The sequence below is a fragment of the Pseudomonas sp. PvP001 genome (genome assembly GCF_040546375.1).
Taxonomy (GTDB): Bacteria; Pseudomonadota; Gammaproteobacteria; order Pseudomonadales; family Pseudomonadaceae; genus Aquipseudomonas; species Aquipseudomonas coleopterorum.
In genome coordinates this window covers 2,892,580-2,918,187 of record NZ_JBEPNQ010000001.1, presented here as the reverse complement: position 1 = coordinate 2,918,187, position 25,608 = coordinate 2,892,580, and the positions used below count along the sequence as shown (strand labels likewise).

At 62.9% G+C, this 25,608-nt stretch carries 26 protein-coding genes; 24 read left to right on the top strand and 2 right to left on the bottom strand.

Features of this window, described 5'->3' with window-relative positions:
- Positions 1–13 precede the first annotated feature (13 nt).
- The 4 genes from mscK to ABMD26_RS13265 all read left to right on the top strand — a co-directional run bounded on the left by mscK (position 14) and on the right by ABMD26_RS13265 (position 5,640).
- Positions 14–3,394 carry a mechanosensitive channel MscK gene (gene mscK, locus ABMD26_RS13280; protein ID WP_354309992.1) on the top strand — a complete coding sequence of 1,127 codons (3,381 nt, stop codon included), beginning with the start codon at positions 14–16 and terminating at the stop codon, positions 3,392–3,394.
- 26 nt (positions 3,395–3,420) lie between these two features.
- A complete protein-coding gene (gene selO / locus ABMD26_RS13275) occupies positions 3,421–4,866 on the top strand; it encodes a protein adenylyltransferase SelO (protein ID WP_134721671.1) in 1,446 nt (481 codons plus the stop codon).
- 169 nt (positions 4,867–5,035) lie between these two features.
- On the top strand, positions 5,036–5,299 hold the full coding sequence (locus ABMD26_RS13270; protein ID WP_354309989.1) for a type II toxin-antitoxin system HicA family toxin: 264 nt from the start codon (positions 5,036–5,038) through the stop codon (positions 5,297–5,299).
- Between the two features lie 8 nt (positions 5,300–5,307).
- Complete coding sequence (locus ABMD26_RS13265; RefSeq protein ID WP_244633854.1) at positions 5,308–5,640, top strand: type II toxin-antitoxin system HicB family antitoxin; 333 nt, start codon at positions 5,308–5,310, stop codon at positions 5,638–5,640.
- Here ABMD26_RS13265 and ABMD26_RS13260 read toward each other — a convergent pair whose 3' ends face one another.
- The gene (locus ABMD26_RS13260) at positions 5,641–6,363 is read right to left on the bottom strand and encodes an aspartate/glutamate racemase family protein (protein ID WP_354309986.1); all 723 of its coding nucleotides are present in this window, start codon (positions 6,361–6,363) and stop codon (positions 5,641–5,643) included.
- A gap of 156 nt (positions 6,364–6,519) precedes the next feature.
- Between ABMD26_RS13260 and trxC the strand changes: the two genes are divergently transcribed.
- Complete coding sequence (gene trxC / locus ABMD26_RS13255) at positions 6,520–6,963, top strand: thioredoxin TrxC (RefSeq protein WP_354309984.1); 444 nt, start codon at positions 6,520–6,522, stop codon at positions 6,961–6,963.
- Between the two features lie 505 nt (positions 6,964–7,468).
- On the opposite strand, the gene ABMD26_RS13250 is transcribed toward trxC, so the two are convergent.
- Entirely contained in the window at positions 7,469–8,239 is a 771-nt protein-coding gene (locus tag ABMD26_RS13250) for a ParA family protein (protein WP_049861465.1), read from the bottom strand.
- Positions 8,240–8,573: 334 nt separating this feature from the next.
- Between ABMD26_RS13250 and ABMD26_RS13245 the strand changes: the two genes are divergently transcribed.
- The 19 genes from ABMD26_RS13245 to ABMD26_RS13155 all read left to right on the top strand — a co-directional run bounded on the left by ABMD26_RS13245 (position 8,574) and on the right by ABMD26_RS13155 (position 25,593).
- On the top strand, positions 8,574–9,341 hold the full coding sequence (locus ABMD26_RS13245; RefSeq protein WP_354309982.1) for a beta-ketoacyl synthase chain length factor: 768 nt from the start codon (positions 8,574–8,576) through the stop codon (positions 9,339–9,341).
- Positions 9,317–10,129 (top strand): lysophospholipid acyltransferase family protein, encoded by an 813-nt coding sequence (locus ABMD26_RS13240; RefSeq protein WP_354309979.1) that lies wholly within the window; start codon positions 9,317–9,319, stop codon positions 10,127–10,129. The genes ABMD26_RS13245 and ABMD26_RS13240 overlap by 25 nt, the downstream gene beginning before the upstream one ends.
- Entirely contained in the window at positions 10,110–10,382 is a 273-nt protein-coding gene (locus ABMD26_RS13235) for a phosphopantetheine-binding protein (protein ID WP_122742869.1), read from the top strand. The genes ABMD26_RS13240 and ABMD26_RS13235 overlap by 20 nt, the downstream gene beginning before the upstream one ends.
- A gap of 9 nt (positions 10,383–10,391) precedes the next feature.
- On the top strand, positions 10,392–10,646 hold the full coding sequence (locus ABMD26_RS13230; RefSeq protein ID WP_122742870.1) for an acyl carrier protein: 255 nt from the start codon (positions 10,392–10,394) through the stop codon (positions 10,644–10,646).
- Entirely contained in the window at positions 10,643–11,188 is a 546-nt protein-coding gene (locus ABMD26_RS13225) for a COG4648 family protein (protein WP_134722501.1), read from the top strand. The genes ABMD26_RS13230 and ABMD26_RS13225 overlap by 4 nt, the downstream gene beginning before the upstream one ends.
- Complete coding sequence (locus ABMD26_RS13220; RefSeq protein ID WP_354309976.1) at positions 11,185–12,849, top strand: ApeI family dehydratase; 1,665 nt, start codon at positions 11,185–11,187, stop codon at positions 12,847–12,849. Before ABMD26_RS13225 ends, ABMD26_RS13220 begins: the two co-directional genes overlap by 4 nt.
- Positions 12,842–13,576 carry a glycosyltransferase family 2 protein gene (locus ABMD26_RS13215; RefSeq protein WP_354309974.1) on the top strand — a complete coding sequence of 245 codons (735 nt, stop codon included), beginning with the start codon at positions 12,842–12,844 and terminating at the stop codon, positions 13,574–13,576. Before ABMD26_RS13220 ends, ABMD26_RS13215 begins: the two co-directional genes overlap by 8 nt.
- Positions 13,573–14,505, top strand: a complete 933-nt coding sequence (locus ABMD26_RS13210; RefSeq protein ID WP_354309972.1) for a lysophospholipid acyltransferase family protein — start codon at positions 13,573–13,575, stop codon at positions 14,503–14,505. The genes ABMD26_RS13215 and ABMD26_RS13210 overlap by 4 nt, the downstream gene beginning before the upstream one ends.
- Positions 14,502–16,034, top strand: a complete 1,533-nt coding sequence (locus ABMD26_RS13205; protein WP_320522431.1) for an HAL/PAL/TAL family ammonia-lyase — start codon at positions 14,502–14,504, stop codon at positions 16,032–16,034. Before ABMD26_RS13210 ends, ABMD26_RS13205 begins: the two co-directional genes overlap by 4 nt.
- Positions 16,027–16,452 carry an acyl-CoA thioesterase gene (locus ABMD26_RS13200; protein ID WP_122742875.1) on the top strand — a complete coding sequence of 142 codons (426 nt, stop codon included), beginning with the start codon at positions 16,027–16,029 and terminating at the stop codon, positions 16,450–16,452. Before ABMD26_RS13205 ends, ABMD26_RS13200 begins: the two co-directional genes overlap by 8 nt.
- 11 nt (positions 16,453–16,463) lie before the next feature.
- Positions 16,464–17,087: an outer membrane lipoprotein carrier protein LolA gene (locus ABMD26_RS13195; protein ID WP_354309969.1), complete on the top strand. Its 624-nt coding sequence runs from the start codon at positions 16,464–16,466 to the stop codon at positions 17,085–17,087.
- Positions 17,077–19,398 (top strand): MMPL family transporter, encoded by a 2,322-nt coding sequence (locus ABMD26_RS13190; protein WP_354309967.1) that lies wholly within the window; start codon positions 17,077–17,079, stop codon positions 19,396–19,398. Before ABMD26_RS13195 ends, ABMD26_RS13190 begins: the two co-directional genes overlap by 11 nt.
- Positions 19,399–19,459: 61 nt before the next feature.
- Positions 19,460–20,701 carry an NAD(P)/FAD-dependent oxidoreductase gene (locus tag ABMD26_RS13185; protein WP_354309965.1) on the top strand — a complete coding sequence of 414 codons (1,242 nt, stop codon included), beginning with the start codon at positions 19,460–19,462 and terminating at the stop codon, positions 20,699–20,701.
- Complete coding sequence (locus tag ABMD26_RS13180; protein WP_122742879.1) at positions 20,698–21,429, top strand: methyltransferase domain-containing protein; 732 nt, start codon at positions 20,698–20,700, stop codon at positions 21,427–21,429. Before ABMD26_RS13185 ends, ABMD26_RS13180 begins: the two co-directional genes overlap by 4 nt.
- A complete protein-coding gene (locus ABMD26_RS13175; protein WP_354309962.1) occupies positions 21,426–22,010 on the top strand; it encodes a hypothetical protein in 585 nt (194 codons plus the stop codon). Before ABMD26_RS13180 ends, ABMD26_RS13175 begins: the two co-directional genes overlap by 4 nt.
- Positions 22,007–23,179: a beta-ketoacyl-[acyl-carrier-protein] synthase family protein gene (locus tag ABMD26_RS13170; RefSeq protein WP_354309960.1), complete on the top strand. Its 1,173-nt coding sequence runs from the start codon at positions 22,007–22,009 to the stop codon at positions 23,177–23,179. The genes ABMD26_RS13175 and ABMD26_RS13170 overlap by 4 nt, the downstream gene beginning before the upstream one ends.
- Positions 23,176–23,646: a hotdog family protein gene (locus ABMD26_RS13165; protein ID WP_122742881.1), complete on the top strand. Its 471-nt coding sequence runs from the start codon at positions 23,176–23,178 to the stop codon at positions 23,644–23,646. The genes ABMD26_RS13170 and ABMD26_RS13165 overlap by 4 nt, the downstream gene beginning before the upstream one ends.
- Positions 23,639–24,367 (top strand): 3-oxoacyl-ACP reductase FabG, encoded by a 729-nt coding sequence (fabG, locus tag ABMD26_RS13160; protein WP_134722509.1) that lies wholly within the window; start codon positions 23,639–23,641, stop codon positions 24,365–24,367. The genes ABMD26_RS13165 and fabG overlap by 8 nt, the downstream gene beginning before the upstream one ends.
- Positions 24,367–25,593, top strand: coding sequence for a beta-ketoacyl-ACP synthase (locus ABMD26_RS13155; protein ID WP_354309957.1), 1,227 nt, complete (start codon positions 24,367–24,369; stop codon positions 25,591–25,593). The genes fabG and ABMD26_RS13155 overlap by 1 nt, the downstream gene beginning before the upstream one ends.
- Positions 25,594–25,608 lie beyond the last annotated feature (15 nt).

The following is a 25,608-nucleotide window of genomic DNA, read 5'->3' as shown; positions in this document are numbered from 1 at the left end:
CGACTTTTAACCTATGCGCAATTTTCTTTCCGCAGCCCTGCTGGGGCTGTGCATGGCTGTCGCCAGTGTTCAGGCTGCCGACCCGCTGAACCGTGAAACGGTGCAACAGAACCTCGACAAGATCGCCGAACGCAAGCTGCCAGAAGCCGACCAGAAGGCTCTGCAGCAAGTGTTCGAGCAGACCCTGAGCCTGATCGGCAACCAGGAAGACAACGAGCGCAAGCTGGCTGATCTCAAGCAGCAACTGGCCGATGCCCCCAAGCAGACCCTTGAGGCACAGCGCGAACTGAGCCGCCTCAAGAGCACGCCGGTCCTCCCGGTGACTCAGCGCTATGCGACCTTGAGTGTGCCGCAGCTGGAGCAGATCTTCAGCGAGCGCACCACCGAACAAGGTGAGCTGCAGAAGGCGCTGTCCGACGCCAACAGCCTGATCATCACCGCGCAGACCCGCCCGGAACGCGCGCAGACCGAGATCAGTGCCAGCCAGAACCGTATCCAGCAGATCAACGGCATCCTCAAGCTGGGCAAGAACGACGGCAAGGCGCTGACGCCCGACACCCGCAACCAACTGGTGGCCGAACAGGCCTCCATCGGCGCCTTGATCAACCTGCGCCGCCAGGAATTGGCCGGTAACAGCACCCTGCAGGACCTGGGCAACGCCCGTCACGACCTGGTGCTGGAGAAGACCACTCGGCTGGATCAGGAAATCCAGGACCTGCAGACGCTGATCAATCAGAAGCGTCTGGCGCAGTCTCAGGAAACGGTCACCAAGCAATCGCTGGAAGCACAGAAAGCCGGCGGCAGCAGCGTGCTGGCCACTGAAAGTGCGACCAACGTCAAATTGTCCGACTACCTGCTGCGCAGCACCGACCGCCTCAACGAACTGACCCAGCAGAACCTCAAGACCCGCCAGCAGCTCGACAGCGTGACCCAGAGCGACCAGGCCTTGGATGAGCAGATCAGCGTGCTCAAGGGTAGCCTGCTGCTGTCCAAGATTCTCTACAAGCAGAAGCAGGCCTTGCCCCACCTGAAGGTCGACCGCGACCTGGCCGACGAAATCGCCGATATCCGTTTGTACCAGTTCGAAGTCAACCAACAGCGGGAAGCCATCAGCAATCCGGCAGCCTATGTGGATAACTTGCTGGCCAATCAGGCGCAGGACCAGAACACGCCGCAGTTGCGCAAAAGCCTGCTGGAGCTGGCGGTCACCCGCAGCGACCTGCTCGAACGGCTGAACCGGGAACTGAGCGCACTGCTCAACGAATCGATCACCCTGCAGCTCAACCAGAAACAGCTGCTCAGCACCGCCCAAAGCCTGCGTGCCACGCTGGACGAGCAGATGTTCTGGATCCCCAGCAACAAGCCGCTGGATGACGAGTGGTTCAAGGCGGTGCCGCGGCGCCTGGAAAACCAGGTCACCACCCTGCCCTGGGCGTCCAGCGTGAGCGAGCTGACCGACGGTCTGGTGCAGCGACCCTTGCTGTTCCTGCCGCTGCTGCTGGTGATCGGTCTGCTGCAGTGGAAGCGCGCGTTTCTCTACCAGAAACTCAATGCAGTGCATCAGGACATCGGCCACTTCAAGCGCGACCGCCAGTGGCACACGCCTGCCGCCATTCTAATCAACATTCTGCTGGCCATGCCGGTGGCCCTGGGCCTGGCACTGTGCGGCTATGCCCTGTTGATCGATGCCCGCGGGCAGAATGCCGGCCTGGGCGCGGCCATGTTGCAGATCGCCCAGGCGTGGCTGGTGTTCTATACCGCGTACCGCATCCTCGCCCCCGGCGGCGTTGCCGAGCTGCATTTCCGCTGGGAGCGGGCGCAGGTGGCCTTTCTGCAAGGCTGGGTGCGCCGCCTGGGCTTCGTCGTGCTGGCTTTGGTCTCAGTGGTGGCGGTGGCCGAACTGCAACCCTCGGCGCTGGCCGATGACGTGCTCGGCATCGCCGTGGTGCTCACCTGTTATGCATTGATGGCCTGGCTGCTGGGACGGTTGTTGATCAGCAGCCCGACGCACAAGAGCGCTTCACTGTTTCGCCGCGCCATCGGCCTGCTGTTCACAGCGTTGCCGATCGCCCTGTTCGTGGCAGTCTGCTTCGGCTACTACTACACCGCGCTCAAGCTCACCGACCGGCTGATCGACACCCTGTACCTGCTGATGATCTGGCTGGTCATCGAAGCCGCGTTCGTGCGAGGGCTGAGCGTCGCCGCCCGGCGACTGGCCTACCAACGGGCGCTGGCCAAGCGACAGCTGGCCAAGGACAGCGGCGAAGGCGAACCGGTGGCCGAAGAGCCGACCCTGGACATCGAACAGGTCAACCAGCAATCCCTGCGCCTGGTGCGCCTGGCCTTGCTGGCCGGTTTCATCGGCGCGCTGTATTGGGTCTGGAGCGATCTGATCAGCGTGTTCGCCTACCTGGACAACATCACCCTGTACGAATACACCAGCGGCACCGGCGCCGCCATGAGCATGGTGCCGATCAGCCTGAGCGACTTCATCGGTGCAGCCATGATCATCGGCATCACCATCGTGCTGGCCGGCAACCTGCCGGGGCTGCTGGAAGTGTTGGTCCTGTCCAAGCTGAACCTGGCCCAGGGCAGCGCCTACGCCACCACTACCCTGCTGTCCTACGTGATTGCCGGTGTCGGTTTCGTGTCCACGCTGTCGACCCTGGGGGTGAGCTGGGACAAGCTGCAATGGCTGGTCGCGGCCTTGTCGCTGGGTATCGGTTTCGGCATGCAGGAGATTTTCGCCAACTTCATCTCCGGCATCATGATTCTCTTCGAGCGTCCGGTGCGTATCGGTGACACCATCACCATCGGCAACCTGTCGGGCACGGTGAGCAAGATCCGTATCCGCGCGACCACCATCACCGATTTCGACCGCAAGGACATCATCGTCCCCAACAAGACCTTCATCACCGGGCAACTGATCAACTGGTCGCTGACCGACACCATCACCCGGGTGACCTTGAAGCTGGGCGTGGACTACGGCTCGGACCTGGACCTGGTGCGGACCCTGCTGCTCAAGGCGGCACGGGACAATCCACGGGTGCTCAAGGAACCGGAGCCGCTGGTGTATTTCCTCAACTTCGGCGAGAGCACCCTGGACCACGAGCTGCGCATGCACGTGCGTGACCTGGGCGACCGCAACCCGGTGCTGGACGAGATCAATCGGTTCATCAACAAGGAATTCAAACGCCAGAACATCAATATTTCGTTCCGGCAGATGGAGATCTACCTGAAGAACACCACCGGCAAAGAGTACAAGCTGGTGCCCGCCGAGCCAGGCGAAAGCACCGGCACCCTGCAGCCGGCCGCCACGCCTGCACAGGCGGAGCCGCCGAGCACGCCTCGAGTCGTCGACGCACCCCAGCCGCCCCCCTCGAAACTTGACTGAGCGCACTACGCCCACGGAGAACGCACATGAAAGGCCTCGACGAACTGATCTTCGACAACCGTTTCGCCCGCCTGGGCGACGTCTTTTCCACTCACGTTCTGCCGGAGCCCATCGACAACCCACGGCTGGTGGTGGCCAGCGATGCAGCCATGAGCCTGTTGGACCTGGACCCTGCGTGTGCCCAAACCCCGCTGTTCGCCGAGTTGTTCAGCGGCCACAAGCTGTGGAGCGAAACCGAGCCGCGGGCGATGATCTATTCGGGTCATCAGTTCGGCGGCTACACCCCTCAGTTGGGCGACGGCCGCGGTGTACTGCTCGGCGAGGTGTACAACGACGCCGGCGAACACTGGGACCTGCACCTCAAGGGCGCCGGACCCACGCCCTACTCGCGCCGAGGCGATGGCCGCGCAGTGCTGCGCTCCTCGATCCGCGAATTCCTGGCGTCCGAAGCCTTGCACGCCCTGGGCATTCCCAGCAGCCGCGCCCTGTGCGTGATCGCGTCGGACACGCCGGTATGGCGTGAAAAGCAGGAACGCGCCGCCATGCTCCTGCGCCTTGCGCCGAGCCACGTGCGTTTCGGTCATTTCGAATACTTCTACTACACCCGCCAACCCGAACTGCAGAAACAGTTGGTCGACCATGTGCTGGCGGCGCACTTCCCTGGGTGCGCGACCCAGCCCGAACCCTATCTGGACATGTTCCGCGAGATCGTCGAGCGCAATGCCGAGCTGATCGCGCAATGGCAGGCCTACGGCTTCTGTCACGGGGTGATGAACACCGACAACATGTCGATTCTGGGCATTACCTTCGACTTCGGGCCGTTCGCCTTTCTGGATGACTTCGACGCGAACTTCATCTGCAACCACTCCGACCACGAAGGCCGCTACAGCTTCAGCAACCAGGTGCCGGTGGCACACTGGAATCTGAGCGCCCTGGCTCAGTCGTTGACACCCTTGATCGAGGTGCCGGCGCTGCAGGAAGCATTGGGGTTGTTCCTGCCACTGTACGAGGCCGCCTATCTGGACATCATGCGGCGGCGACTGGGCTTCACCCTGGCCGAAGACGGCGACAAGGTGCTGCTCGAACGTCTGTTGGGGCTGATGCAGAACAGCGGCGTGGATTACAACCTGTTCTTCCGACGCCTGGGCGAAGTCGGCGCGCTGGCCGTGCTGCGCGATGACTTCGTCGATATCCAGGGCTTCGATGCCTGGGCGGCCGATTATCAGGCGCGTATGGATCGTGATGTGAGCGACGGCCGTACCGAGCGCATGAATCAGGTCAATCCTCTGTACATCCTGCGCAATTACCTGGCGCAGAAAGCCATCGATGCCGCCGAAGACGGCGACTATTCCGAGGTGCGGCGATTGCACCAGGTGCTCTCGAACCCGTTCGAAGCGCAACCGGGCATGGAGCGTTACGCTGAACGCCCACCGGAATGGGGCAAGCATCTGGAGATCAGTTGTTCATCGTGAGGGGTGGCTGACTCTCTATCATCAACGGCATGCATCGGACACCGCCTACATTGCTTTCAAGCCTGTCCGACTGTCGTTTCGTTGCAACCAGCCCATCATCGTGTGCCCCGAAACCCATATCTGAAGCGGTACCTTTTTTTGGTACCATTTTAGAGTACGGAGCGCTACGATGCCCCCTTCAAAGCTCAAACACATTGACGTGCTTGAGGCGATCTACGCTCGCCCTGTGTCAGGAACGATCCGCTGGTCACGCATCGAACGATTGTTCATCGAATTGAGTGGCAAGGTGCAAGAGCGAGAAGGCTCCCGAGTGGCGGTAGTCCTTTTCGGGACCGTGCGGGTGTTCCATCGCCCTCATCCGTCCCCGGAAACCGACAAGGCTGCAGTGGCGAGCATCCGCAATTGGCTGGCAGTCAACGGAATCGAACCATGAACAACATCATGATCATCGACGGCCATCGGGCCGTCATCCAGTACGACCCGGAAGTCGGGACTTTTCGCGGGGAGTTCATCAATCTGAATGGCGGTGCGGACTTTCACGCCGACAGCGTCAGCGCATTGAAGACCGAAGGCGCCGAGTCGCTGCGAGTATTTCTGCAAGTGTGCGCAGAGGAAGGGATCGAGCCAGTCAAATGCTACTCGGGGAAATTTCAGCTCCGGCTGCCTGAAACGCTGCATGCCCAGGTCACTGAAGCGGCGGCTGCGCTGGGCGTCAGCATCAATCAGTTCGTGCAGCGCAGCCTTGAGCATGAGCTCAAGGCGGTGAAGCTGTAATCACGTTTTTGCCAAGTCAGACTCGCCACTGCGGCTCAATAACCAGCGTAGGCCGCTCTGCACATGGACCTGAGTGCTATCGATCAGCGGCAACGGCGCCTCGACGCTCTGCAGAAGAAGGCCGATCTCGGTGCAGCCCAGAATGGCTGCCTGCGCGCCTTGGCCGTGAAGACTTTCAAGGCAGGCCAGGTAGTACGCTCGCGATACCGAGGTGAACTGTCCTTGGCACAACTCTGAAAAAATGATCCGGTCGATCTCTGTCATTTGCGTCTCTTCAGGCAGTACCACCTCGATACCATAGCGCTCGGCCAGCCGCAGACGATAAAAGTCCTGTTGCATGGTGAAGCGTGTGCCGAGCAAGGCCACTCGCTGGAAACCGCCGGCTTGCAGGGCTTCACCTACTGCATCGCCGATGTGCAGCAAGGGGATCTCGACCGCTTGCTCGATGGCATCGGCAACCTTGTGCATGGTGTTGGTAGCCAGCACTATCGCGCCCGCCCCCGCTCGCTCTAATCCGCGCGCCGCATCGGACAGCTGGACACCCGCAGCCTGCCAGTCCCCGACCTTCTGCAGGGCGGCAATGCTGGCGAAGTCGACTGAGTGCAGCAGCAAAGGAGCCGAGTGAAGTCCGCCCTTTGCGTCTCTGTAGCCTTCGTTGATCAGTCGATAGTAGGAGGCGGATGATTCCCAGCTCATCCCACCCAGAATGCCGAGCAGCGCCATGGCCTGTTCCTGATTGCAAGTTGGGTTTTACTCTACTGGGCAGCGGTCAAACGCTACAGATACAGTCGGCAGGCAATCGGCACGTACAGCGCCGGTTGATATCCAACTGTGCCGCCTCCACATACCTGTGGTGCATTCATACAACCGGAGCCCGGCATGAGCGACTCACTGGTAATCCCCTGCCCGCATTGCAACGGGCTCAACCGCATTCCTGCTTCGCGCCTCAAAGACCAGCCCAAGTGCGGGCGGTGCAAGGTGGCGGTGTTGCTCGATACACCCTTCGAGCTGACTCAAGGCGACTATGCCAGCCAGATCAAAGGCGACCTGCCATTGCTGGTGGACGTCTGGGCCGACTGGTGCGGGCCGTGCAAGTCCTTCGCACCGGTATTCGAACAGGCGGCGGCACAACTGCAGGGCCGCTGCCGACTGGCCAAGCTGGACAGCCAGGCCAACCCGCAGCTGTCCACGCAACTTGGGATCCGCTCGATACCGAGCTTGATCCTGTTCAAGAATGGTCGGGAAGTCGCGCGGCAGAGCGGTGCAATGCCGCTGCCACAGTTAGTGGGCTGGCTACGCGCCCAAGGGATTGTTGATCGGTAGGAACCTGAAGAATTGCATAGCGGCCCGGACGCGGCTTGCGCCGCTGCTACAGGGGATCGCGGTGTTTCTGTAGCAGCGGCGCGAGCCGCGTCGGCGGTGCATGCGGGGCACCTGGAATACCGCGTCGGCGGTGCATGCGGTGTACCTGGAAGACCGTGTTGAGACCGGACGCGGCTTGCGCCGCTGCTACAGGGGATCGCGGTGTTCTGTAGCAGCGGCGCGAGCCGCGTCGGCGGTGCATGCGGTGTACCTGGAGGACCGCGTTGAGGCCGGACGCGGCTTGCGCCGCTGCTACAGGGGGTCGAAGTGTTCCTGTAGCAGCGGCGCGAGCCGCGTCGGCGGTGCATGCGGTGCACCTGGACGACCGCGTTGAGGCTGGACGCGGCTTGCGCCGCTGCTACAGGGGATCGCGGTGTTTCTGTAGCAGCGGCGCGAGCCGCGTCGGCGGTGCATGCGGTGTACCTGGAAGACCGCGTTAAGGCCGGACGCGGCTTGCAGTGCGGGTTCAGGCTTGTTCGAGCAGGTTGTGCAGCTCAACGAATTGCTGGGTCAGCTTGTGCCGCGGGTCCAGATGGATCAGCGGGATGTTCAGTTCATGGGACTCGCGCATCTTCACCGAGCTGTTGAGATACACCGGCAGCACGGGCAATCCCTCCGCTATGAGTTCGTCGAGCATCTGCTGAGGCAGGCTGGCGCGAGGCTGGAACTGGTTGACCACGATACCTTCGACTTCAAGGCCTTCGTTATGGTCTTCCTTCAACTCGGCGATTTCATCGAGCAAACCATAGAGCGCATGCCGGGAAAAGCTGTCGCAATCGAAGGGAATCAACACACGGTCCGCCGCGATCAAGGCTGATACCGCATAGAAATTCAGCGCCGGTGGTGTGTCGATATAGATCCGATCGTACTCTTCGCTGAGCTCGTCGAGCAGTTTGCGCAGCTTGTTGATCTTGTGCTTGGCTTCCAGCTTGGGCTGCAGGTCGGCCAGCTCTGCAGAAGCCGTGATGACATGCAGGTTATCGTAAGGCGTCTCGTGAATGTCCACCTTGCCTTTCTTGCTGGCCGGTCCGGACGACAGGATCTGTTTGAAGAAATCCGCGATGCCCATCGGAATGTCGTTACCGGTCAGCCCGGTAAGGTATTGGGTCGAGTTGGCCTGGGCATCGAGGTCGATCAATAACGTGCGAAAGCCCTCGTTGGCACTCACGGCCGCCAGGTTGCAGGCAATGCTGGATTTGCCCACGCCGCCTTTCTGATTGAACACCACGCGCCGCATGCACAGCCCTCCGTAAGCGGTGAAACGTCGAGTGTAGTGGCCCGAACATGACATTAGCTAGCACCGCGCAGCTTTTCCTACGCCACTCGGGGAAACTCCCTCCTCCCGCCTCTTTGGCGTTTTCTATACATTTCAGATCCTTTTTTTCGGCTTTGAACCCATACACGGAGCGTTTGCAACGCAGCGCAACGTAAACACATTGCGTCATGCGTCGAGAAGCGACTGGGCCGGTGCGGATGCAACCACATTTGCGTCAGCCGTACCCTACCGGGATAATGCGCGCCGCTTTACACCCTGTACCCCACCAGGGTTGGCACTGTCCTCAATCGACACCATGGAATGGAAGCCCCTGAACCGGGCAGGAACGAGCACCGTGATCACATTCAATATCGCGCAATGGCGTGCCTGGACACCAGGATTGTCGTCAGCGGACGACTGGCAGCAGTGGAGCTGCGCCCCCACGCTGGAGGCGCTCAACGATACCGCCGAAGCGGCGCCCGATGTCTCGTTCTTGCCGGCCATGCAGCGTCGTCGACTGAGCCGCATGGCGCGCATGGCGTTTCATGTCGGATGGCCACTTGCCGAAGGGCTGTCCGATCTACCGTTCGTATTCGTCTCCCGCCACGGCGAAACGCCGCGCACTTTCGACATCCTCAGCGATCTGGCGGCCGACCAGCCCTTGTCTCCCACGCAATTCAGCCTCTCGGTGCACAACGCGATCATTGGCCTGTGGTCGATCATGCGCGCGGAAGCCAGCGAGATGACGGCTTTGGCAGCGGCAGGCGATGGCTTGGAACACGGTGTGATGGAAGCCGTGGCACTGCTGCACGAAGGTGCACCGGCGGTACTGCTGGTTGTCACCGAGGATCAGCCTCCGGCCGCCTATGCTCGCTGGATCGACGACGTACCGGCGCCGTACGCCGTCGCTCTGCTGCTGACGCCCGGCAGCGACTGGTCGCTGACATTGGATCCCCACGCTGGAGAACCCGTCCAGCCAGGCTGGCCACACGCCTTGAGCTTGTTGTGCTGCCTGCTGCGCGACCAACCCACCTGCCAACACTTCTGGAAAAATCGCGCATGGACCTGGCAACGCAGCCATTGACCAAACCCAAGCGCCGCGACGCCTATTACTGGCGTCTGCTGGCCACTGCCTGCAGTTTTTTCCTGTTCGGGCTCGGCGGGCTGTGCCTGCGATTGGTGATCTTTCCCGTGCTGGCGTGCCTGCCCGGCGATGCGAATGTCCACGGACGGCGTGCACGGGTGGTGGTCAGCGTGCTGTTCTGGCGCTTCATCCGGCTCATGGCCCGCGCCGGCGTCCTCACCTATGAGGTACAGGGCGCAGAAAGGCTCGGCCGGCCGGGGCAGATGATCATTGCCAATCATCCCTCGCTGATTGACGTCGTGTTCCTGATCGGCCTGGTCCGAGGTGCCAACTGCGTGGTCAAGCACAGCCTGTGGGAGAACCCCTTCACCCATGGTGCGGTGCGTGCGACCCAGTACATCAGCAACGATGGCCGTACCGACATGCTCGACAACGCCGCCGATTCATTGCGCAACGGCCAGACCCTGATCCTGTTTCCCGAGGGTACCCGCACCACGCCGGGCCAGGCACCCATCTTTCATCGTGGGGGCGCATCCATTGCCCTGCGCGGCGCCCAGGTACTGACCCCGGTGATCATCTCGGTGACGCCCAGCACACTGACCAAGGCAGAGCCGTGGTATCGCATCGCGCTGCGCCGTCCGCACTTCAGTTTTCGCGTCGGGGCCGATATAGACCCACAGACTTACGCTGCACAGGGCTCTGCACCGCAGGCCTCACGCAAACTCAATGATGACCTGCACCACTACTTCAACAAGGAGCTCGCCCAGGATGAGCAACCCAAACACTGACATCCACCTGCAGATCAAGCTGCTGATCATCGACGCGCTGGGTCTGGAGGACATCAGCGCGCAGGAAATCGGCGACGAGCAAACGCTGTTCGGCGAGGGCCTGGGCCTGGACTCGGTGGACGCCCTCGAACTGGGACTGGCGATCCAGAAGCGCTACGGCATCAAGATCGACGCCGACGCCAAGGACACGCGCAATCACTTCAACAATGTGGCCAGCCTCGCGGCGTTCGTCACCTCCAGACAGGCAGCTTGAGACAGTACCATGCAGACCCGTGACGATATTTTCAACACCCTGCGCGCGGCCCTGGTCGAGCTCTTCGAACTGGAGCCGGAGCGAATCAGCCTCGATGCCAACCTGTACCAAGACCTGGAAATCGACAGCATCGATGCCATTGATCTGATCGACCACATCAAGCGCCAGACCGGCAAGAAGATCGCAGCCGAAGAGTTCAAAACGGTGCGCACAGTGGGCGACGTGGTCGAGGCTGTGCATCGTCTGGTGAACCAGGCCGCATGAGCCAGCTGATCGGCCTGGTTCTGGTGGTTGCAGGCCTGTTGTACCCCTTCGCGGTGTATTTCGGGCTGGAGCATTTCGCCCCATGGCAGTTCGCGCTGCTGCTGGGCAGCCTGTGGCTTGCCCGCGCGCTCACCGGCGAACGCAAGCCTGGCCGCACGTGGCTGACACTCGCCGTGCTGGGCTTCTGTGCATTGTTGGCGCTGCTCGACAACCCCCACCTGCTGCGTTGGTACCCCGTATTGATCAGCCTGCTCATGCTGACTTTGTTCGGCTCCAGCCTGTTTTACGGCATGCCGCTGGTGGAACGTCTGGCACGCCTGAGCGAAGCGGATTTCCCTGCCGCAGCGGTGGCTTACACACGCAAGGTGACCTGGATCTGGAGCGCGTTTTTCCTGGGCAACGGCCTGCTCGCCGCAGCACTGACGCTCTGGGCGCCGCTGGCCTGGTGGACGCTTTACAACGGCTTGATCGCCTATGGACTGATGGGCCTGCTGTTCGCTGGCGAATGGCTGGTCCGACAACGTGTAAGAGGCCGCCTATGACATGGATGAACCTGGACCAGTTGCTGGTGGAGGCAAGGCCGGGACGTGGCGTCACATTTTCTCCGACCATGGATCACGAGCAACTGCGCGAACAGGCGTTGCGCCTGGCGGGCGGACTGCGCGAGCGCGGTGCGCGACGCCTGGCCGTGCACCTCGAGGATGCCGGTGACCTGGCCGTGGCTCTGCTCGGCGCCTGGCGTGCCGGCGTCAGCGTATTGTTGCCCGCCGATCTGCAGGCGCAGACTCGACAGCGCTGGGCCGAAGAAGTCGATCTCTGGCTGACCGGGGACATCGATGCCTTGTACGCGGAGCCCATGCCCGCAGCCGCGCTGGACCTCGACCAGTGCCAGCTGAGCCTGTGCACCTCCGGGTCCAGTGGCGAACCCAAGCGTATCGACAAACACCTGCGACAACTGGCCAACGAGGTCTACGCACTGGAGCAGCTCTGGTCCGACGATTTGGGCAACGCCTGTCTGATCGGCAGCGTTGCCACGCAGCACATCTATGGCCTGCTGTTCCGCGTGCTGTGGCCGCTGTGCGCCGGGCGTAGTTTTCTGCGCACGCAGCTGCCGTTCCCCGAAGACATCCAGCGCGCCAGTCGCGAACACCGCGAATTCGCCTGGGTGACAAGCCCCGCGCTGCTCAAGCGCATGGGCGACAACCTGGACTGGACCGCCTTGAGCGCCGTGAAGAAAGTCTTCTCGTCAGGTGGCCCACTACCCTGCGATGCCGCCGAGCATCTCCAGCGACGCCTCGGCCAACGCCCTGCGGAAATCCTTGGCAGCTCGGAAACCGGCGGTATCGCGTGGCGCCAGAACGATCCGCTATGGCAACCCTTCGCCGGTGTGCAGTTGAGTCAGGATGATCACGGTGCCCTGCGCATCGCTTCGCCCTATCTGCCAGCCGGGCATGTCGAGCAGGGCTCGGATGCAGTGGAGTTCGCCGACGATGGTCGCTTTCGCTTGCTCGGACGCGTCGATCGCATCGTCAAGCTCGAGGAAAAACGCATCTCGCTGCCGATGCTCGAACGAGCGTTGATCGATCACGCCTGGGTGAGTGAGGCACGCCTGGGGGTTGTCCAGGGAAACCGTGCCAGCCTAGGTGCGCTCGTGGTGCTCAGTGGCGACGGCGTGGAAGCGCTGCGCAACCAAGGCCGTCGGGCATTGACCCAGGCCCTGCGCGAGCACCTTGCCGGCCACTGTGAAGCATTGGCGTTGCCGCGGCGCTGGCGCTTGCTTGCCCAGTTGCCGCTGAACGCCCAGGGCAAGCTGCCCCAGGCCGACGTCGATCGGTTGTTGTCGAGCGACAGAACCCGATTGCCTGAACTGTTGGACCAGCATCGCAACGGCGACGATCACCTGCTGCGCCTGCACGTACCTTGCGACCTGGCACATTTCAGCGGCCATTTCCGCAAGGCTCCGGTGCTCCCAGGTGTGGTTCAGGTCCAATGGGCCCTGCACATGGCTCGCCAGATCCTGCCGTTTCCCACCCGATTCGCGGGCATGGAAGTGCTGAAATTCCAGCAACTGATACGCCCCGGCGATACGCTGCAGCTGACACTCAGGTTCGATGCCGAACGCGGCAAACTGTACTTCGCCTTCAATAACGCCGGTGCTCCGTGCTCCAGCGGCCGTATTCTACTGGAGGCCGCCGATGCATAAGCCTTGCGCGGTCATCCCGGTCTACAACCATGAACACGCGGTACCTGCGGTAGTGGCGGAACTGCTGCGGATCGGACTGTCCTGTGTGCTGGTGGATGACGCCAGCAGTCCGGCGTGCGCGGCCATACTCGACGCACTGGCCTGCCAGCCCGATACCTGGCTGGTGCGTCTGCCGCAGAACCAGGGCAAAGGCGGCGCGGTGATGGCCGGGCTGCGCGAAGCAGGTCGGCTGGGCTTCAGCCACGCGTTGCAGGTCGATGCCGACGGTCAACATGACCTGAAGGATGTACGGCTGTTTCTGGAAGCTTCCGCATTGCGCCCGCAGTCGCTGATCTGCGGCTATCCGCAATACGACGCCAGTGTGCCCAAGGGCCGTCTCTATGCGCGCTACCTCACCCATGTCTGGGTATGGATCAACAGCCTGTCGCTGCGCATCCTCGACTCCATGTGCGGCTTTCGCGTCTACCCCCTGGCGCCGACGCTTGACCTGATCGACAGCGTCAAGCTGGGCACACGCATGGATTTCGACCCTGAGATACTGGTCCGCCTGGCATGGCGCGAGCAGTCCATGCACTGGCTGCCGACCAAGGTGCACTACCCCACTGACGGCCTGTCGCATTTCCGCTTGTTTCACGACAATGCGCTGATTTCCAAAATGCACACCAAGCTGTTCTTCGGCATGCTTGTGCGCCTGCCGGTCATTCTATGGCGCAGGGCACGGGCATGAGTGGTCTGGAACGCGAAACGCGGCACTGGGCCGGTCATCGGGAGCGCGGCAGTTTCTGGCTGATGAAACTCACTGCCTGGGGTGTCAAGGTGCTGGGACGGCGCTTTTTGAGCCCTGTTCTGCACGGCATCGTGCTGTATTTCTTTTTGTTCGGCCGCCGCGCACGGCACGCCGCCCGGGAATACCAACAGCGCCTCGCCGACTTCAGCGCCCGTCCGGATCTGATCCCCACCCAACGCTCGGTGTTCGCACAGTTCATGGCGTTCGCCGACGCGTTGCTGGACAAACTCGATGTGTGGAACGGCAAGCTGTGCCTGGAGCAGATCGAAATCGTCGACCCCGGCGGCCTGCGCAGCCAGTTGCGTGGCGAACGGGGGCAGATGCTGGTGGGCGCGCACTTGGGCAATCTCGAAGTCTGTCGCGCCCTCGCCGAGCTGGGCGAGAAGGTGACCATGAACGTGCTGGTGCACACGCGGCACGCCGAACGGTTCAACCGTCTGCTGGGCGAAGCGGGTGCGACCAATCTGCGTCTGATCCAGGTCAGCGAGCTGGACCCGGGCGTGATGCTGCAACTCAGCGAGCGCCTGGACCGGGGCGAGTGGCTGGCCATTGCCGGTGATCGCGTCCCGCTGCATGGCGGGCGTCAGGTCAACGTGGATTTTCTCGGCAGGCCTGCGGCGTTTCCTCAGGGCCCATGGCTGCTGGCCGGCTTGCTCAAATGCCCGCTCAACCTGATCTTCTGCCTCAAGCGCGATGGCCGCTACCAGGTGACCCTCGAACCTTTCGCCGATCAGGTGTCGTGGAAGCGCGGCGAACGCGACGCGGTGATCGCCGAGTGGGTTCGCCGCTATGCCGAACGACTTGCCTGCCATTGCCTGCAAGCGCCGCGGCAATGGTTCAACTTCTACCCTTTCTGGAACACACCATGACCACGATCCTGTTCGGCCAGGCGCCTCTGTCCATCGAAGCTATTATGGCGGTGGCCAGACGTCGAGCGCCCAGCCAGTTGCAAGACGACCACGACTACCGCGAACGCATCGCCAGGGGTGCGCGCTTTCTCGACTCGTTGCTGGACAAGGAAGGCGTGATCTATGGCGTGACCACCGGCTATGGCGACTCCTGCGTGGTGGCGGTACCGCTGGAGCATGTCGAGGCCCTGCCTCGGCACCTCTACACGTTCCACGGCTGTGGCCTGGGCAAGCTGCTCGATGCACCGTCGACGCGAGCGGTGCTGGCGGCACGGTTGCAGTCACTTTGCCATGGCGTATCGGGCGTCCGGATCGAGCTGCTGGAACGCCTGCACCAGTTTCTCGAACACGACGTGCTGCCACTGATCCCGGAAGAAGGCTCGGTAGGGGCCAGTGGCGACCTGACACCGCTTTCCTATGTCGCCGCGACCCTCTGTGGCGAACGTGAAGTCATGTTTCGTGGCGAACGCCGTCAGGCCGCCGATGTGCACCAGGCACTGGGTTGGACACCATTGGTGCTGCGACCCAAGGAGGCCCTGGCATTGATGAACGGCACGGCGGTGATGACCGGACTGGCCTGCCTGGCTTTCACCCGGGCCGACTACCTGCTCAAACTCGCGAGCCGCATCACCGCCATGAACGTGGTGGCACTGCAGGGCAACCCCGAGCACTTCGATGAGCGCCTGTTCGCGGCCAAGCCCCATCCGGGCCAGATGCAAGTCGCCGCCTGGCTACGCCAGGACCTGGCCATCGATGCGCCGACCGCCCCCTTGCACCGCCTGCAGGATCGCTATTCGCTGCGTTGTGCCCCGCATGTGCTGGGCGTTCTTGCCGACAGCCTGGGCTGGTTGCGCGGCTTCATCGAAACCGAGCTGAACAGCGCCAACGACAATCCGATCATCGACGCCGAAGCCGAGCGTGTGCTGCACGGCGGACACTTCTATGGCGGTCATATCGCGTTTGCCATGGACAGCCTGAAGAATCTGGTAGCCAACGTCGCTGACCTGCTCGATCGGCAGTTGGCGCTGCTGGTGGACGTACGCTACAACCACGGCCTGCCGAGCAACCTGTCGGGGGCACCCGCGGAACGCGCCATGCTCAATCACGGTTTCAAGGCAGTGCAGATCGGCGCCAGCGCCTGGACTGCCGAGGCCCTGAAGAACACCCTGCCCGCCAGCGTGTTTTCGCGATCGACCGAGTGCCACAACCAGGACAAGGTCAGCATGGGTACCATCGCTGCCCGCGATGCCCTGCGCAGCCTGGAGCTGACCGAGCAGGTGGCGGCGGCGACCTTGCTCGCGGCCAACCAGGGCCTCTGGCTGCGGGCTCAAGCCAGGGACGCGCGGCCTTTGCCGCCCTCGCTGGCAGTCATGCATGAGCAACTGCTGATGGACTTCAAACCCGTGCTCGAAGACCGTGCCCTGGAAAGTGAGTTGCGTCTGTGCCTGGAGCGTATCGGCAATCAGCACTGGAATCTGTTCGATGCGTAGCGCTGGGGTATTGCATGTCGACACCGAGGTGTCGGTGCCGTTTTTCGACGTCGACAGCATGAATGTGGTCTGGCACGGCCATTACGTGAAGTACCTGGAGGTGGCGCGCTGTGCGCTGCTCGACCATCTGGGCCACAACTACACGCACATGCGTGAGTCCGGTTATGCATGGCCGGTGATCGACCTGCAACTGCGCTACGTCCGCGGGGCCGTGTTCGGTCAGAAGCTGAATGTGCGCGCCAGCCTGGTGGAGTGGGAGAACCGTTTGAAGATCAACTACCTGATCAGCGATCTGGCCACGGGCGAGCGGATGACCCGCGCCAGCTCCGTGCAAGTCGCCGTAGAGATCGCCAGCCGCGAGATGCAGCTGGCCTCGCCAAAAGTGTTCGTGGACGCAGTGCGCGGGGTGATCGGGTGAAAGGATTTGCGATGCAATGGCGCCAGCCTGGCTGGCGCGCATGCCACGCCTCATTCTGGTTGGCCATCAGCCTGCTGTTCGCCTCGACCGCTCACGCGTTCGACCTCAAGGACTTGAGCCGTCAACTGAGTAAACCCGCTGTCATCCGCGGCCCGTTCATCCAGGAAAAACACCTGCGCGCCCTGCCGCAACCCCTGGTCAGCCAGGGGACGTTCGTACTGGCCAAAGAGTACGGCCTGCTGTGGCTGCTCAAGACGCCCTTGCAGCAGGATTACCGCATCAATTCACAAGGTATCGCGCGACGCGACGCCACGGGTTGGCAGATGCTGCCCGGCAAGAGTGCCGGCGCCCAACAGAATCATCTGTTCTTCGCCGTGCTGCAAGGTGACAGCGTCGAACTCGAGCGCGATTTCGAGCTGAACCTGCAAGGCGACGGCCACGCCTGGACCCTGCAACTGATACCCCGTTCGCTGCTGCTCAAACAGGTATTCACCCGCATTGACATCAGCGGTGGCGCCTATGTGCAGCGTATCCAACTGGCAGAAAGCCAAGGCGACAGTACCGTGCTGCGCATGCCGGACAGTACCAGTTCTGCCAGCCTGAACGACTCGGAGCGCGCCGACCTTGCGCAGTGAGCGACTCTTGCCACGGCTTTTCCTGGTCTTGCTGGTGGCGGTCATCGCCTTGGCCGGTTGGCAATGGCACGACGGTGCCCCGGTGTCCGCCAACCTCATGGAGCTGGTGCCGGGGTCCGCGCAAGACCCTCTGGAGCAGCGCGCCGAACAGCGCATGCAGGAGCCCTTGAACCGGGAGCTGCTGGTACTGGTGGGCAGCGAGGACCGTCAGACCGCTGTGACCATGGCCAGAACCCTGGGCGAGCAATGGCAAGCCAGCGGCCTATTCGAAAAGGTCCAGTGGAACCTGCAAGCGGACTTGCCAGCGCTGCGCCACCAGCTGCTGCAAGGCCGGCTGGCCATGCTTGCACTGCCCGACCGCAAGCTGCTGATCGACAATCCCCACGACTTCATCGAGCAACGGGTGCAGAGTCTGTTCGATCCTTTTGCCGGTTTCAGCCTCGTGCCCAGCCGGGACGACTGGCTGGGCCTGACCGGTCGCATCCAAGGCAGCCAGCCCCGGCACGGCGCGGTGGACATGGACCTGACCAGCGGCGCTCTGGTGGCCAATGCCGACGGCCGCAACTGGGTACTGCTGCGCGCACGTACCCACGGCGACGCCTTCGATATGCAGTTGCCACTCAAGGTCGCGGATCTGCTCGCCGATGCTCGCCAACAGGCAGGGCAGGCACAGGTGCAGCTGCTGGCTGCCAGCGGCCTACTCTACGCTGCCAACGGCCAGCGCGAAGCCACACGGGAAATCAGCTGGGTCGGCGGCGGCGCCACCGCTGGGATTCTGCTGTTGTTGTTGCTCGCCTTCCGTCGCTGGCGAGTGCTGCTGGCATTCGTCCCGGTGCTGGTCGGCATGCTGTTCGGTGCCGTAGCCTGCGTCGCGTTGTTCGGCAAGATGCATGTCATGACTCTGGTGCTGGGTTCGAGTCTGATCGGCGTTGCGGTGGACTACCCGCTGCACTACCTCTCCAAGAGCTGGAGCCTGAAACCCTGGCACAGCTGGCCGGCGCTGCGCCTGACACTGCCGGGGCTGAGTCTGAGCCTGGCTACCAGTTGCATCGGCTACCTGGCTTTGGCATTCACACCTTTCCCGGCGCTGACGCAGATCGCCGCGTTCTCGGCCGCTGGCCTGATCGGCGCCTACCTGTGCGCGGTCTGCCTGCTGCCGGCGCTGCTCAAGGATGTCGACCTGCGTCCGGCAGGCTGGCCCCTCGAGCTTGCGCAGCATTTGCTGAACCTGCGTGAGCGCCTGTTGCGCCATGTGCCCAGCCCCGCACTGCTGCTGATTCTGGCGGTGTTCTGCGGCGGCGGCCTATGGCACCTGCAGATCAAGAACGACATTCGCCAATGGGTGGGCACTCCGCCGGGCTTGCTCGAGCAAGCCCAGGCGATTGCACGGATTACCGGTTATCAACCCACCAGTCAGTTTTTCCTGGTTCAGGGCGCTGACGAGCAACAGTTGCTGGAACGCGAAGAGGCCCTTGGCAAGCAGCTCAACGCACTGGTGGCTGGGGGCAAGCTGCACGGCTACATGGCACTCAGCCAACTGGTCAGCCCTCCCAAGGCACAGGTCGAGGTGCGCGATGCCCTGAGCCAACTGCCCGGACACTGGCAACCCCTGCTGGCGCTGGGTATCCCCGAAGACGCGCTGCGGGCGGAATTGACACAGCTTGGGCAACTACCGCCGCAAACCATCGAGAGCGCCCTGTTTGGCCCGCTCGGTGAGCCCTGGCGAGGACTTTGGCTGGGGCCTACCAGGCAAGGCGTCGCGTCGATGGTCAGTCTGCAGGGCTTGAGCGATGCCGGTCAGCTTCGGGCACTGGAGCAGGATCTGCAAGGGGTCAAGCTGGTGGATCGTCTGGGCGACCTGAACCGGGTCTTCGCCCAGACTCAAGTCAGCGCTGCCGAGTTGAAACTGGCATCGTGCATCCTGATCGTGCTGCTGCTGCTCAAGCCATTCGGCCTGGGCGGCGCCGTGCGCATGGTCGCCCTGCCCCTATTGGCGGCGTTCTGCAGCCTTGCCAGTCTGGGCTGGCTGGGGCAGCCGCTGACCCTGTTCAGCCTGTTCGGGCTGCTGCTGGTCACTGCCATCAGCGTCGACTACGCCATTCTCATGCGCGAGCGCATCGGCGGCGCCGCCGTCAGCCTGCTAGGCACCTTGCTGGCAGCCGCCACGACCTGGCTGTCATTTGGCCTGCTGGCAGTGTCGAGCACACCGGCGGTGAGCAATTTCGGACTCTCGGTCAGCCTGGGGCTGGCTTTCAGCTTCCTGCTGGCGCCGTGGGCTGCGAGCGGCCGGGAAGAAGCGCCGCGAGCATGATCTGCGTGTCTTTCTGGCCACTGCGCCCCTTTTTTCGTTGTAATCATGGCCAGGAGGCCCTATGCCAAACGTTGAACTGCCAGCCAGCCCGGTCGTGGTGATCGGCGCCGGTCCTGCGGGAGCGATCGCCGCCACACTGCTCAAACGTCGTGGTCACGACGTCATCGTGATCGAGCGCCAGCATTTTCCACGCTTTTCCATCGGCGAAAGCCTGCTGTCCCACTGCCTGGATTTCGTGGAAGAGGCGGGCATGCTCGAAGCCGTGCAGGCCGCAGGGTTCCAGCTCAAGAATGGCGCGGCGTTCGCGTGGGGTGAGCGGCGCAACGCGTTCGACTTCGGCGAGACCTTCACGGGCGGCAAGCCCACGACCTTTCAGGTACAACGCGCAACGTTCGACAAGCTGCTGGCCGACCAGGCCGAGCTGCAGGGGGTCGAGATTCGCTACGAGCAGGAGATCATTGGCTTCGATACCGACCGTGCGCGGTTGCAGGTCCGTCGCCAGGACGACAGCACATATGACCTGCAGGCGGCCTTCGTGCTCGACGCCAGCGGGTATGGTCGCGTGCTGTCGCGCCTGCTGGATCTGGAACAACCGTCGAATTTCCCATTGCGTCAGGCCGTGTTCACCCACGTTGAAGATCGTATCGACAGCGCCGAGTTCGACCGGCAGAAGATACTCATCACCACTCACCCGTTGCATCGGGATGTCTGGTTCTGGACCATCCCGTTCAGCGATGGTCGCTGCTCCCTGGGCGTGGTCGCCGGCAAGGCACATTTCCAGGGTTTCGAGAACGATCTGGATGTCTGTCTCAAGACGCTGGTGGCGCAGACCCCAAGCCTGCAAAGCGTGCTGGAAAATGCAGTCTGGGATACCCCGGCACGCAGCATCGGCGGCTATGCCGCCAGCGTCAGGACCTTGCACGGTCCCGGCTTCGCCCTGCTGGGCAATGCTGCCGAGTTTCTCGACCCTGTGTTCTCGTCCGGCGTGACCATCGCCATGCGCTCGGCCAGCATGGCCGCCGCCCTGCTCGACCGGCAGCTCAAGGGTGAATCGGTGGATTGGCAGGCCCAGTTCGCCGAGCCGTTGAAAGCAGGGGTAGACACCTTTCGCGCATACGTCGAAGGTTGGTACGACGGCAGCTTCCAGGACGTCATCTACCATACCGACAGCTCGCCGGAGATTCGCCGGATGATCTGCGCGATCCTGGCCGGGTATGCCTGGGACACTCGCAACCCCTTTGTCGCCGAGCCCAAACGACGCTTGCGCATGTTGACCGAGCTGTGTGCGAGTAGCGCGTCGTGAGCCCGTTTCAGAGCGATACCTATGTCGAGGAAACCCGCTTCGGTTTCTGGTTCCTGCGCAGCCATACCTGGCAACATCACGTGCTCAGAGTGGCGATCGATGACCTGCGCAGCCTGTTCAGCGAACCGCCGCCCGCCAATGCGGTGCTGTTGGACACGGGGTGCGGCCAGGGAAAATCCTTCCGGTACCTGCGTCAGGTATTTGCGCCCGCGCAGCTGTTGGCCAATGATGCCGACCCACTGAGCGTCGAATTGAGTGCCGACGAGGCCCGACGTCTGGGTGGCGACATTCGTGTGCAGGGTGGTGACTGTGCACACCTGCCCTATGCCGATGCGAGTATCGACCTGCTGTTCTGTCACCAGACCTTCCACCATCTGGTGGAACAGGAAAAGGCCCTGGCCGAGTTTCATCGCGTACTCAAACCGGGTGGGTATCTGCTGTTCGCCGAATCCACCGAAGCCTATATCGATACCTGGGTGATTCGCTGGCTGTTCCGCCACCCCATGCATGTGCAAAAAAGCGCGAGTGGCTATCTGCAGATGCTGCGCGAGCAGGGCTTCGAATTCGATGCTCGAAATGTCTCGTATCCCTATCTATGGTGGAGTCGGGCCAAGGATTTCGGTTTGCTGGAGCGCTTCAGGCTGCGCCGGCCCAAGCCGTTTGGCGAGCGCGAAGAAACCTTGGTCAACGTGGTGGCGCGCAAGCCGCTTGGAGCCGTGGCGCCATGATGCGGGCTTTGATAGTCAGTTGCCTGATGGTGTTGGCCGGCTGCGCGAGTCAGGCGCCGCTTCCTGCAGCCACGCCCACGCTGGACTTGCCGCTGCAAGTGCATGTGCAACGCGTGCAGGCGGGGCAAAGCCAGGATTGGCTGCTGGTCATACAGCGCGAGGATGGCGCCCTGCGCTGGTCGCTGCTGGACTTTCTGGGCATCCCCCAGGCACGCCAACGCCTGCTTGAGCAGCGCTGGCAAGCCGACGGCCTGCTACCGCCCAATCCCGAGGCTCGGGAGCTGTTTGCCGCAGTGCTTTTCGCGCTGACGCCGACCGAAGAACTGGCTGCAGGCTACCCGGATGCCGCAGCCACGAATGGTGGTCGCCGGCTGGGCGATCGCTGGATTGTCGTGTATCCACCGGCCTCTTCGCATTCACTGGCCGGTCCTGCGAGTGTGTGTGTCGGGCCAAACGCGGCAGGAACGGCCAGCCGCGACGATGGAGCGCCGATACACAGCGCCAACGCTCGATTCACCCTGCAACTCCAGCACGGCTTGACCTACCGCATCAGCCCACTGCCACAAGAGCCCGCACCATGACCGCCTACCTCAATGCCCTGGGCCTCAACTGCGCCCTGGGTATGGACATTGCCAGTGTGAGCCGCGCCCTGTCCGCTGCAGACACCTGTGGTCTGCGTGCTCAGCCCGGCTGGGTACCCCAGCGTGTGCTACCGGTAGCAGCGGTACCCGGTGAGTTGCCGCAGGTGCCTGCTGCCCTGCGTGCTCAGGGCACCCGGAACAACCGGTTGCTGCTGCAGGCAGCGCTGCAGATCGATGTCCAGATCCATCAGGCCATCGCTCGTTTTGGTCCCTCGCGCATTGCCGTTGTACTGGGTACCAGCACGTCCGGCATCGACGAAGCGAGTCGAGGCATTGCCGGCTACCTGCAAGACCGCGAGTTCCCCGACGACTACGACTACCGGCAACAGGAACTGGGAGCGCCAGCGGCGTTTCTTGCCGATCTCTACCACCTCAGCGGTCCGGCTCATGTGATTTCCACTGCCTGCACCTCCAGCGCGCGAGCACTCATGACCGCGCGCCGGCTGCTGGCCATGGACCTGTGCGATGCCGTGCTGTGTGGTGGTGTAGACAGCCTGTGTCGGCTGACCCTCAACGGATTCACGGCGCTGGAAGCGGTGTCCGCAGAGCGCTGCAACCCGTTTTCACTCAATCGCAATGGCATCAATATCGGCGAGGCCGCCGCAGTGTTCCTGATGACCCGCGAGCCGGCCAGCGTCGCCCTGCTGGGCGCCGGTGCCAGTTCCGATGCCCACCACATTTCCGCTCCCGAGCCTGGCGGCCGTGGTGCCCTGCAGGCGATGCGCAAGGCTTTGGCGCAAGCCGATCTGACGCCTGAGCAGATCGGCTATCTGAACCTGCACGGCACCGCCACCCAGCACAACGACGCCATGGAAAGCCGGGCAGTCGCCGAGCTGTTCGCTGCAGGGGTGCCGTGCTCTTCGACCAAACCACTGACTGGCCATACCCTGGGCGCCGCCGGGGCGCTGGAAGCAGCGTTCTGCTGGCTGAGCCTGCAACCCGGCGCAACCTTGCCCCCCCATGTCTGGGACGCAGTCATCGACCCACAATTACCTGCGCTGGACTTCGTCCTGCCGGGACAGATCCTGAAAGGGCCGCGTAACCTGATGAGCAACTCATTCGCCTTCGGCGGCAACAACGTCAGCCTGATTCTGGGAGCTTCGAGATGATCGACTGGCCTGTTGCCGAACTGTTGCCCCACGCCGGCGACATGATCCTGATCGACCACGTGGTGGCCTTCGACGAGGAGAGCATCCACACCCAGGTCACCGTGCAAGCGGCCGGCATGTTCAATGACCTCGACGGCAGCCTGCCCGCCTGGGTCGGCGTCGAACTGATGGCTCAGAGCGTGGCTGCCTACGCCGGTTGCCGTGCCCGCCAGCAAGGCAGACCGGTGGAGATAGGCTTCCTGCTGGGCACTCGCAAATACCAGTGCAACGTTGATCGCTTTGCACTGGGCACCCGGCTGGACATCCATGCCCGCCGCTCTCTGGAAGACGACGGCGGCATGGGTGTATTCGAGTGTGAACTGCTGGGCCCCGGCATCGCCGTGCACGCCCGTCTCAACGTTTATCGCCCACCCCAGGTCGAGCAGTACCTGACCTGGGCGCGCACAGAGGACAGTACCCATGACTGACACCGTTCTGGTCACCGGCTCCAGCCGTGGCATCGGCCGCGCCATCGCCCTGCGCCTGGCCGAGGCCGGCTACGATCTGGTCCTGCATTGCCGCAGCGGCCGTACCGAAGCCGAGGCCGTTCAGGCCCACGTCCATGCACTGGGCCGCCAAGCGCGGGTGTTGCAGTTCGACGTCGCGGACCGCGCAGCCTGTGCGCGGATTCTGCTCGACGATGTGGAAACCCATGGCGCCTACTATGGCGTGGTATGCAACGCCGGGCTGACCCGAGACGGCGCGTTTCCAGCCTTGACTGAAGAAGACTGGGATCTGGTGATGCGAACCAATCTGGACGGTTTCTACAATGTCCTGCACCCGCTGACGATGCCCATGATTCGCCGCCGCGCGGCCGGCCGTATCGTCTGCATCACGTCGGTGTCAGGGCTGATCGGCAACCGCGGTCAAGTCAACTACAGCGCATCCAAAGCGGGTGTCATCGGTGCCGCCAAGGCCTTGGCCATCGAACTGGCCAAGCGCAAGATCACCGTCAACTGCGTGGCACCCGGGCTGATCGATACGGCCATGCTGGATGAAAACGTGCCGGTCGACGAGTTGCTCAAAATGATCCCGGCTCAGCGCATGGGCACACCCGAAGAGGTGGCCGGTGCGGTCAATTTCCTGATGTCGGCGGAAGCGTCATACATCACCCGCCAGGTACTGGCAGTCAACGGAGGACTGTGCTGATGAAAAGGGTCGTGGTGACCGGCATGGCCGGCATTACCTCGCTGGGCAGTGATTGGGCCAGCATCGCCAGCCATTTCGCGGCCAACCGCAGCGGCATTCGGCGCATGGACGAGTGGGACCGATTCGAGGAGCTGAACACGCGCCTGGCCGGCCCCATCGATGACTTCAAGGTGCCGGCTCACTGGACGCGCAAGCAGCTGCGCAGCATGGGCCGCGTGTCGCGCCTGGCCGTGGCAGCGGCGGAGCAGGCGTTGGCCGACGCCGGGCTGCTGGGCGATGAATCGATCAAGGACGGTCGCATGGGCGTGGCCTGCGGTTCGTCCACCGGCAGTACCGACGAGATCAAGGCCTTCGGCAACATGTTGCTCAACTCCGTGGCGGAGGGCCTCAACGCCAATTCCTACGTGCGGATGATGCCCCACACCACCGCGGCCAATATCAGCATCTTTTTCGGACTCACCGGACGGCTGATTCCGACCTCCAGCGCCTGCACCAGCGGCAGCCAGGGTATCGGCTATGCCTACGAGGCGATCAAGTTCGGGCGCCTGCCCCTGATGCTCGCTGGCGGCGCCGAAGAGCTCTGCCCCACCGAAGCCATGGTGTTCGATGCCTTGTACGCAACCAGCCTGCAGAACGACGCGCCGCACACCAGTCCGCGCCCGTATGACGGCGGCCGTGATGGCCTGGTGATCGGCGAGGGGGGCGGCATGCTGGTGCTTGAAGAACTGGAGCATGCCCTGGCCCGCGGCGCGAAGATTCACGCCGAGCTGGTCGGCTTCGGCAGCAACGCCGACGGCCAGCACACCACGCGGCCCGAGCAGACCACCATGCGTCGTGCCATGGAGCTCGCCCTGGAAGATGCCGACCTGGCGCCGGAAGCCATCGGTTACGTGAATGGTCATGGCACCGCCACCGAGCAAGGCGATATCGCCGAAACCCTGGCCACCAGCAGCCTGTTCGGTACGCACATGCCGATCAGCTCGCAGAAGAGCTTCCTGGGTCACACCCTCGGGGCATGTGGAGCACTGGAGTCCTGGTTCAGCATCGAAATGATGAACCGCGAACAGTACGTGCATACGCTGAATCTGGACGCGGTGGATCCGCGTTGCGGCGAGTTGGACTACTTGCGCGGCGAGTTTCGCGTCATGAGCCATGAGTACGTGATGAACAACAATTTCGCTTTTGGCGGGGTCAACACGTCGTTGATTTTCCGCCGTTGGCATTGAAGTCGGGCGTGCGAC

Bases quoted from the DNA above. Each gene is read 5' to 3' on its own strand.
- ABMD26_RS13170 (WP_354309960.1), top strand. From the start codon at position 22,007: ATGACCGCCTACCTCAATGCCCTGGGCCTCAACTGCGCCCTGGGTATG.
- ABMD26_RS13235 (WP_122742869.1), top strand. From the start codon at position 10,110: ATGAGCAACCCAAACACTGACATCCACCTGCAGATCAAGCTGCTGATC.
- ABMD26_RS13195 (WP_354309969.1), top strand. From the start codon at position 16,464: ATGCAATGGCGCCAGCCTGGCTGGCGCGCATGCCACGCCTCATTCTGG.
- ABMD26_RS13250 (WP_049861465.1), bottom strand. From the start codon at position 8,239: ATGCGGCGCGTGGTGTTCAATCAGAAAGGCGGCGTGGGCAAATCCAGC.
- ABMD26_RS13230 (WP_122742870.1), top strand. From the start codon at position 10,392: ATGCAGACCCGTGACGATATTTTCAACACCCTGCGCGCGGCCCTGGTC.
- fabG (WP_134722509.1), top strand. From the start codon at position 23,639: ATGACTGACACCGTTCTGGTCACCGGCTCCAGCCGTGGCATCGGCCGC.
- ABMD26_RS13220 (WP_354309976.1), top strand. From the start codon at position 11,185: ATGACATGGATGAACCTGGACCAGTTGCTGGTGGAGGCAAGGCCGGGA.
- ABMD26_RS13210 (WP_354309972.1), top strand. From the start codon at position 13,573: ATGAGTGGTCTGGAACGCGAAACGCGGCACTGGGCCGGTCATCGGGAG.
- ABMD26_RS13200 (WP_122742875.1), top strand. From the start codon at position 16,027: ATGCGTAGCGCTGGGGTATTGCATGTCGACACCGAGGTGTCGGTGCCG.
- ABMD26_RS13245 (WP_354309982.1), top strand. From the start codon at position 8,574: ATGGAATGGAAGCCCCTGAACCGGGCAGGAACGAGCACCGTGATCACA.
- ABMD26_RS13165 (WP_122742881.1), top strand. From the start codon at position 23,176: ATGATCGACTGGCCTGTTGCCGAACTGTTGCCCCACGCCGGCGACATG.
- ABMD26_RS13215 (WP_354309974.1), top strand. From the start codon at position 12,842: ATGCATAAGCCTTGCGCGGTCATCCCGGTCTACAACCATGAACACGCG.
- mscK (WP_354309992.1), top strand. From the start codon at position 14: ATGCGCAATTTTCTTTCCGCAGCCCTGCTGGGGCTGTGCATGGCTGTC.
- selO (WP_134721671.1), top strand. From the start codon at position 3,421: ATGAAAGGCCTCGACGAACTGATCTTCGACAACCGTTTCGCCCGCCTG.
- trxC (WP_354309984.1), top strand. From the start codon at position 6,520: ATGAGCGACTCACTGGTAATCCCCTGCCCGCATTGCAACGGGCTCAAC.
- ABMD26_RS13155 (WP_354309957.1), top strand. From the start codon at position 24,367: ATGAAAAGGGTCGTGGTGACCGGCATGGCCGGCATTACCTCGCTGGGC.
- ABMD26_RS13265 (WP_244633854.1), top strand. From the start codon at position 5,308: ATGATCATCGACGGCCATCGGGCCGTCATCCAGTACGACCCGGAAGTC.
- ABMD26_RS13225 (WP_134722501.1), top strand. From the start codon at position 10,643: ATGAGCCAGCTGATCGGCCTGGTTCTGGTGGTTGCAGGCCTGTTGTAC.
- ABMD26_RS13175 (WP_354309962.1), top strand. From the start codon at position 21,426: ATGATGCGGGCTTTGATAGTCAGTTGCCTGATGGTGTTGGCCGGCTGC.
- ABMD26_RS13205 (WP_320522431.1), top strand. From the start codon at position 14,502: ATGACCACGATCCTGTTCGGCCAGGCGCCTCTGTCCATCGAAGCTATT.
- ABMD26_RS13260 (WP_354309986.1), bottom strand. From the start codon at position 6,363: ATGGCGCTGCTCGGCATTCTGGGTGGGATGAGCTGGGAATCATCCGCC.
- ABMD26_RS13185 (WP_354309965.1), top strand. From the start codon at position 19,460: ATGCCAAACGTTGAACTGCCAGCCAGCCCGGTCGTGGTGATCGGCGCC.
- ABMD26_RS13240 (WP_354309979.1), top strand. From the start codon at position 9,317: ATGGACCTGGCAACGCAGCCATTGACCAAACCCAAGCGCCGCGACGCC.
- ABMD26_RS13270 (WP_354309989.1), top strand. From the start codon at position 5,036: ATGCCCCCTTCAAAGCTCAAACACATTGACGTGCTTGAGGCGATCTAC.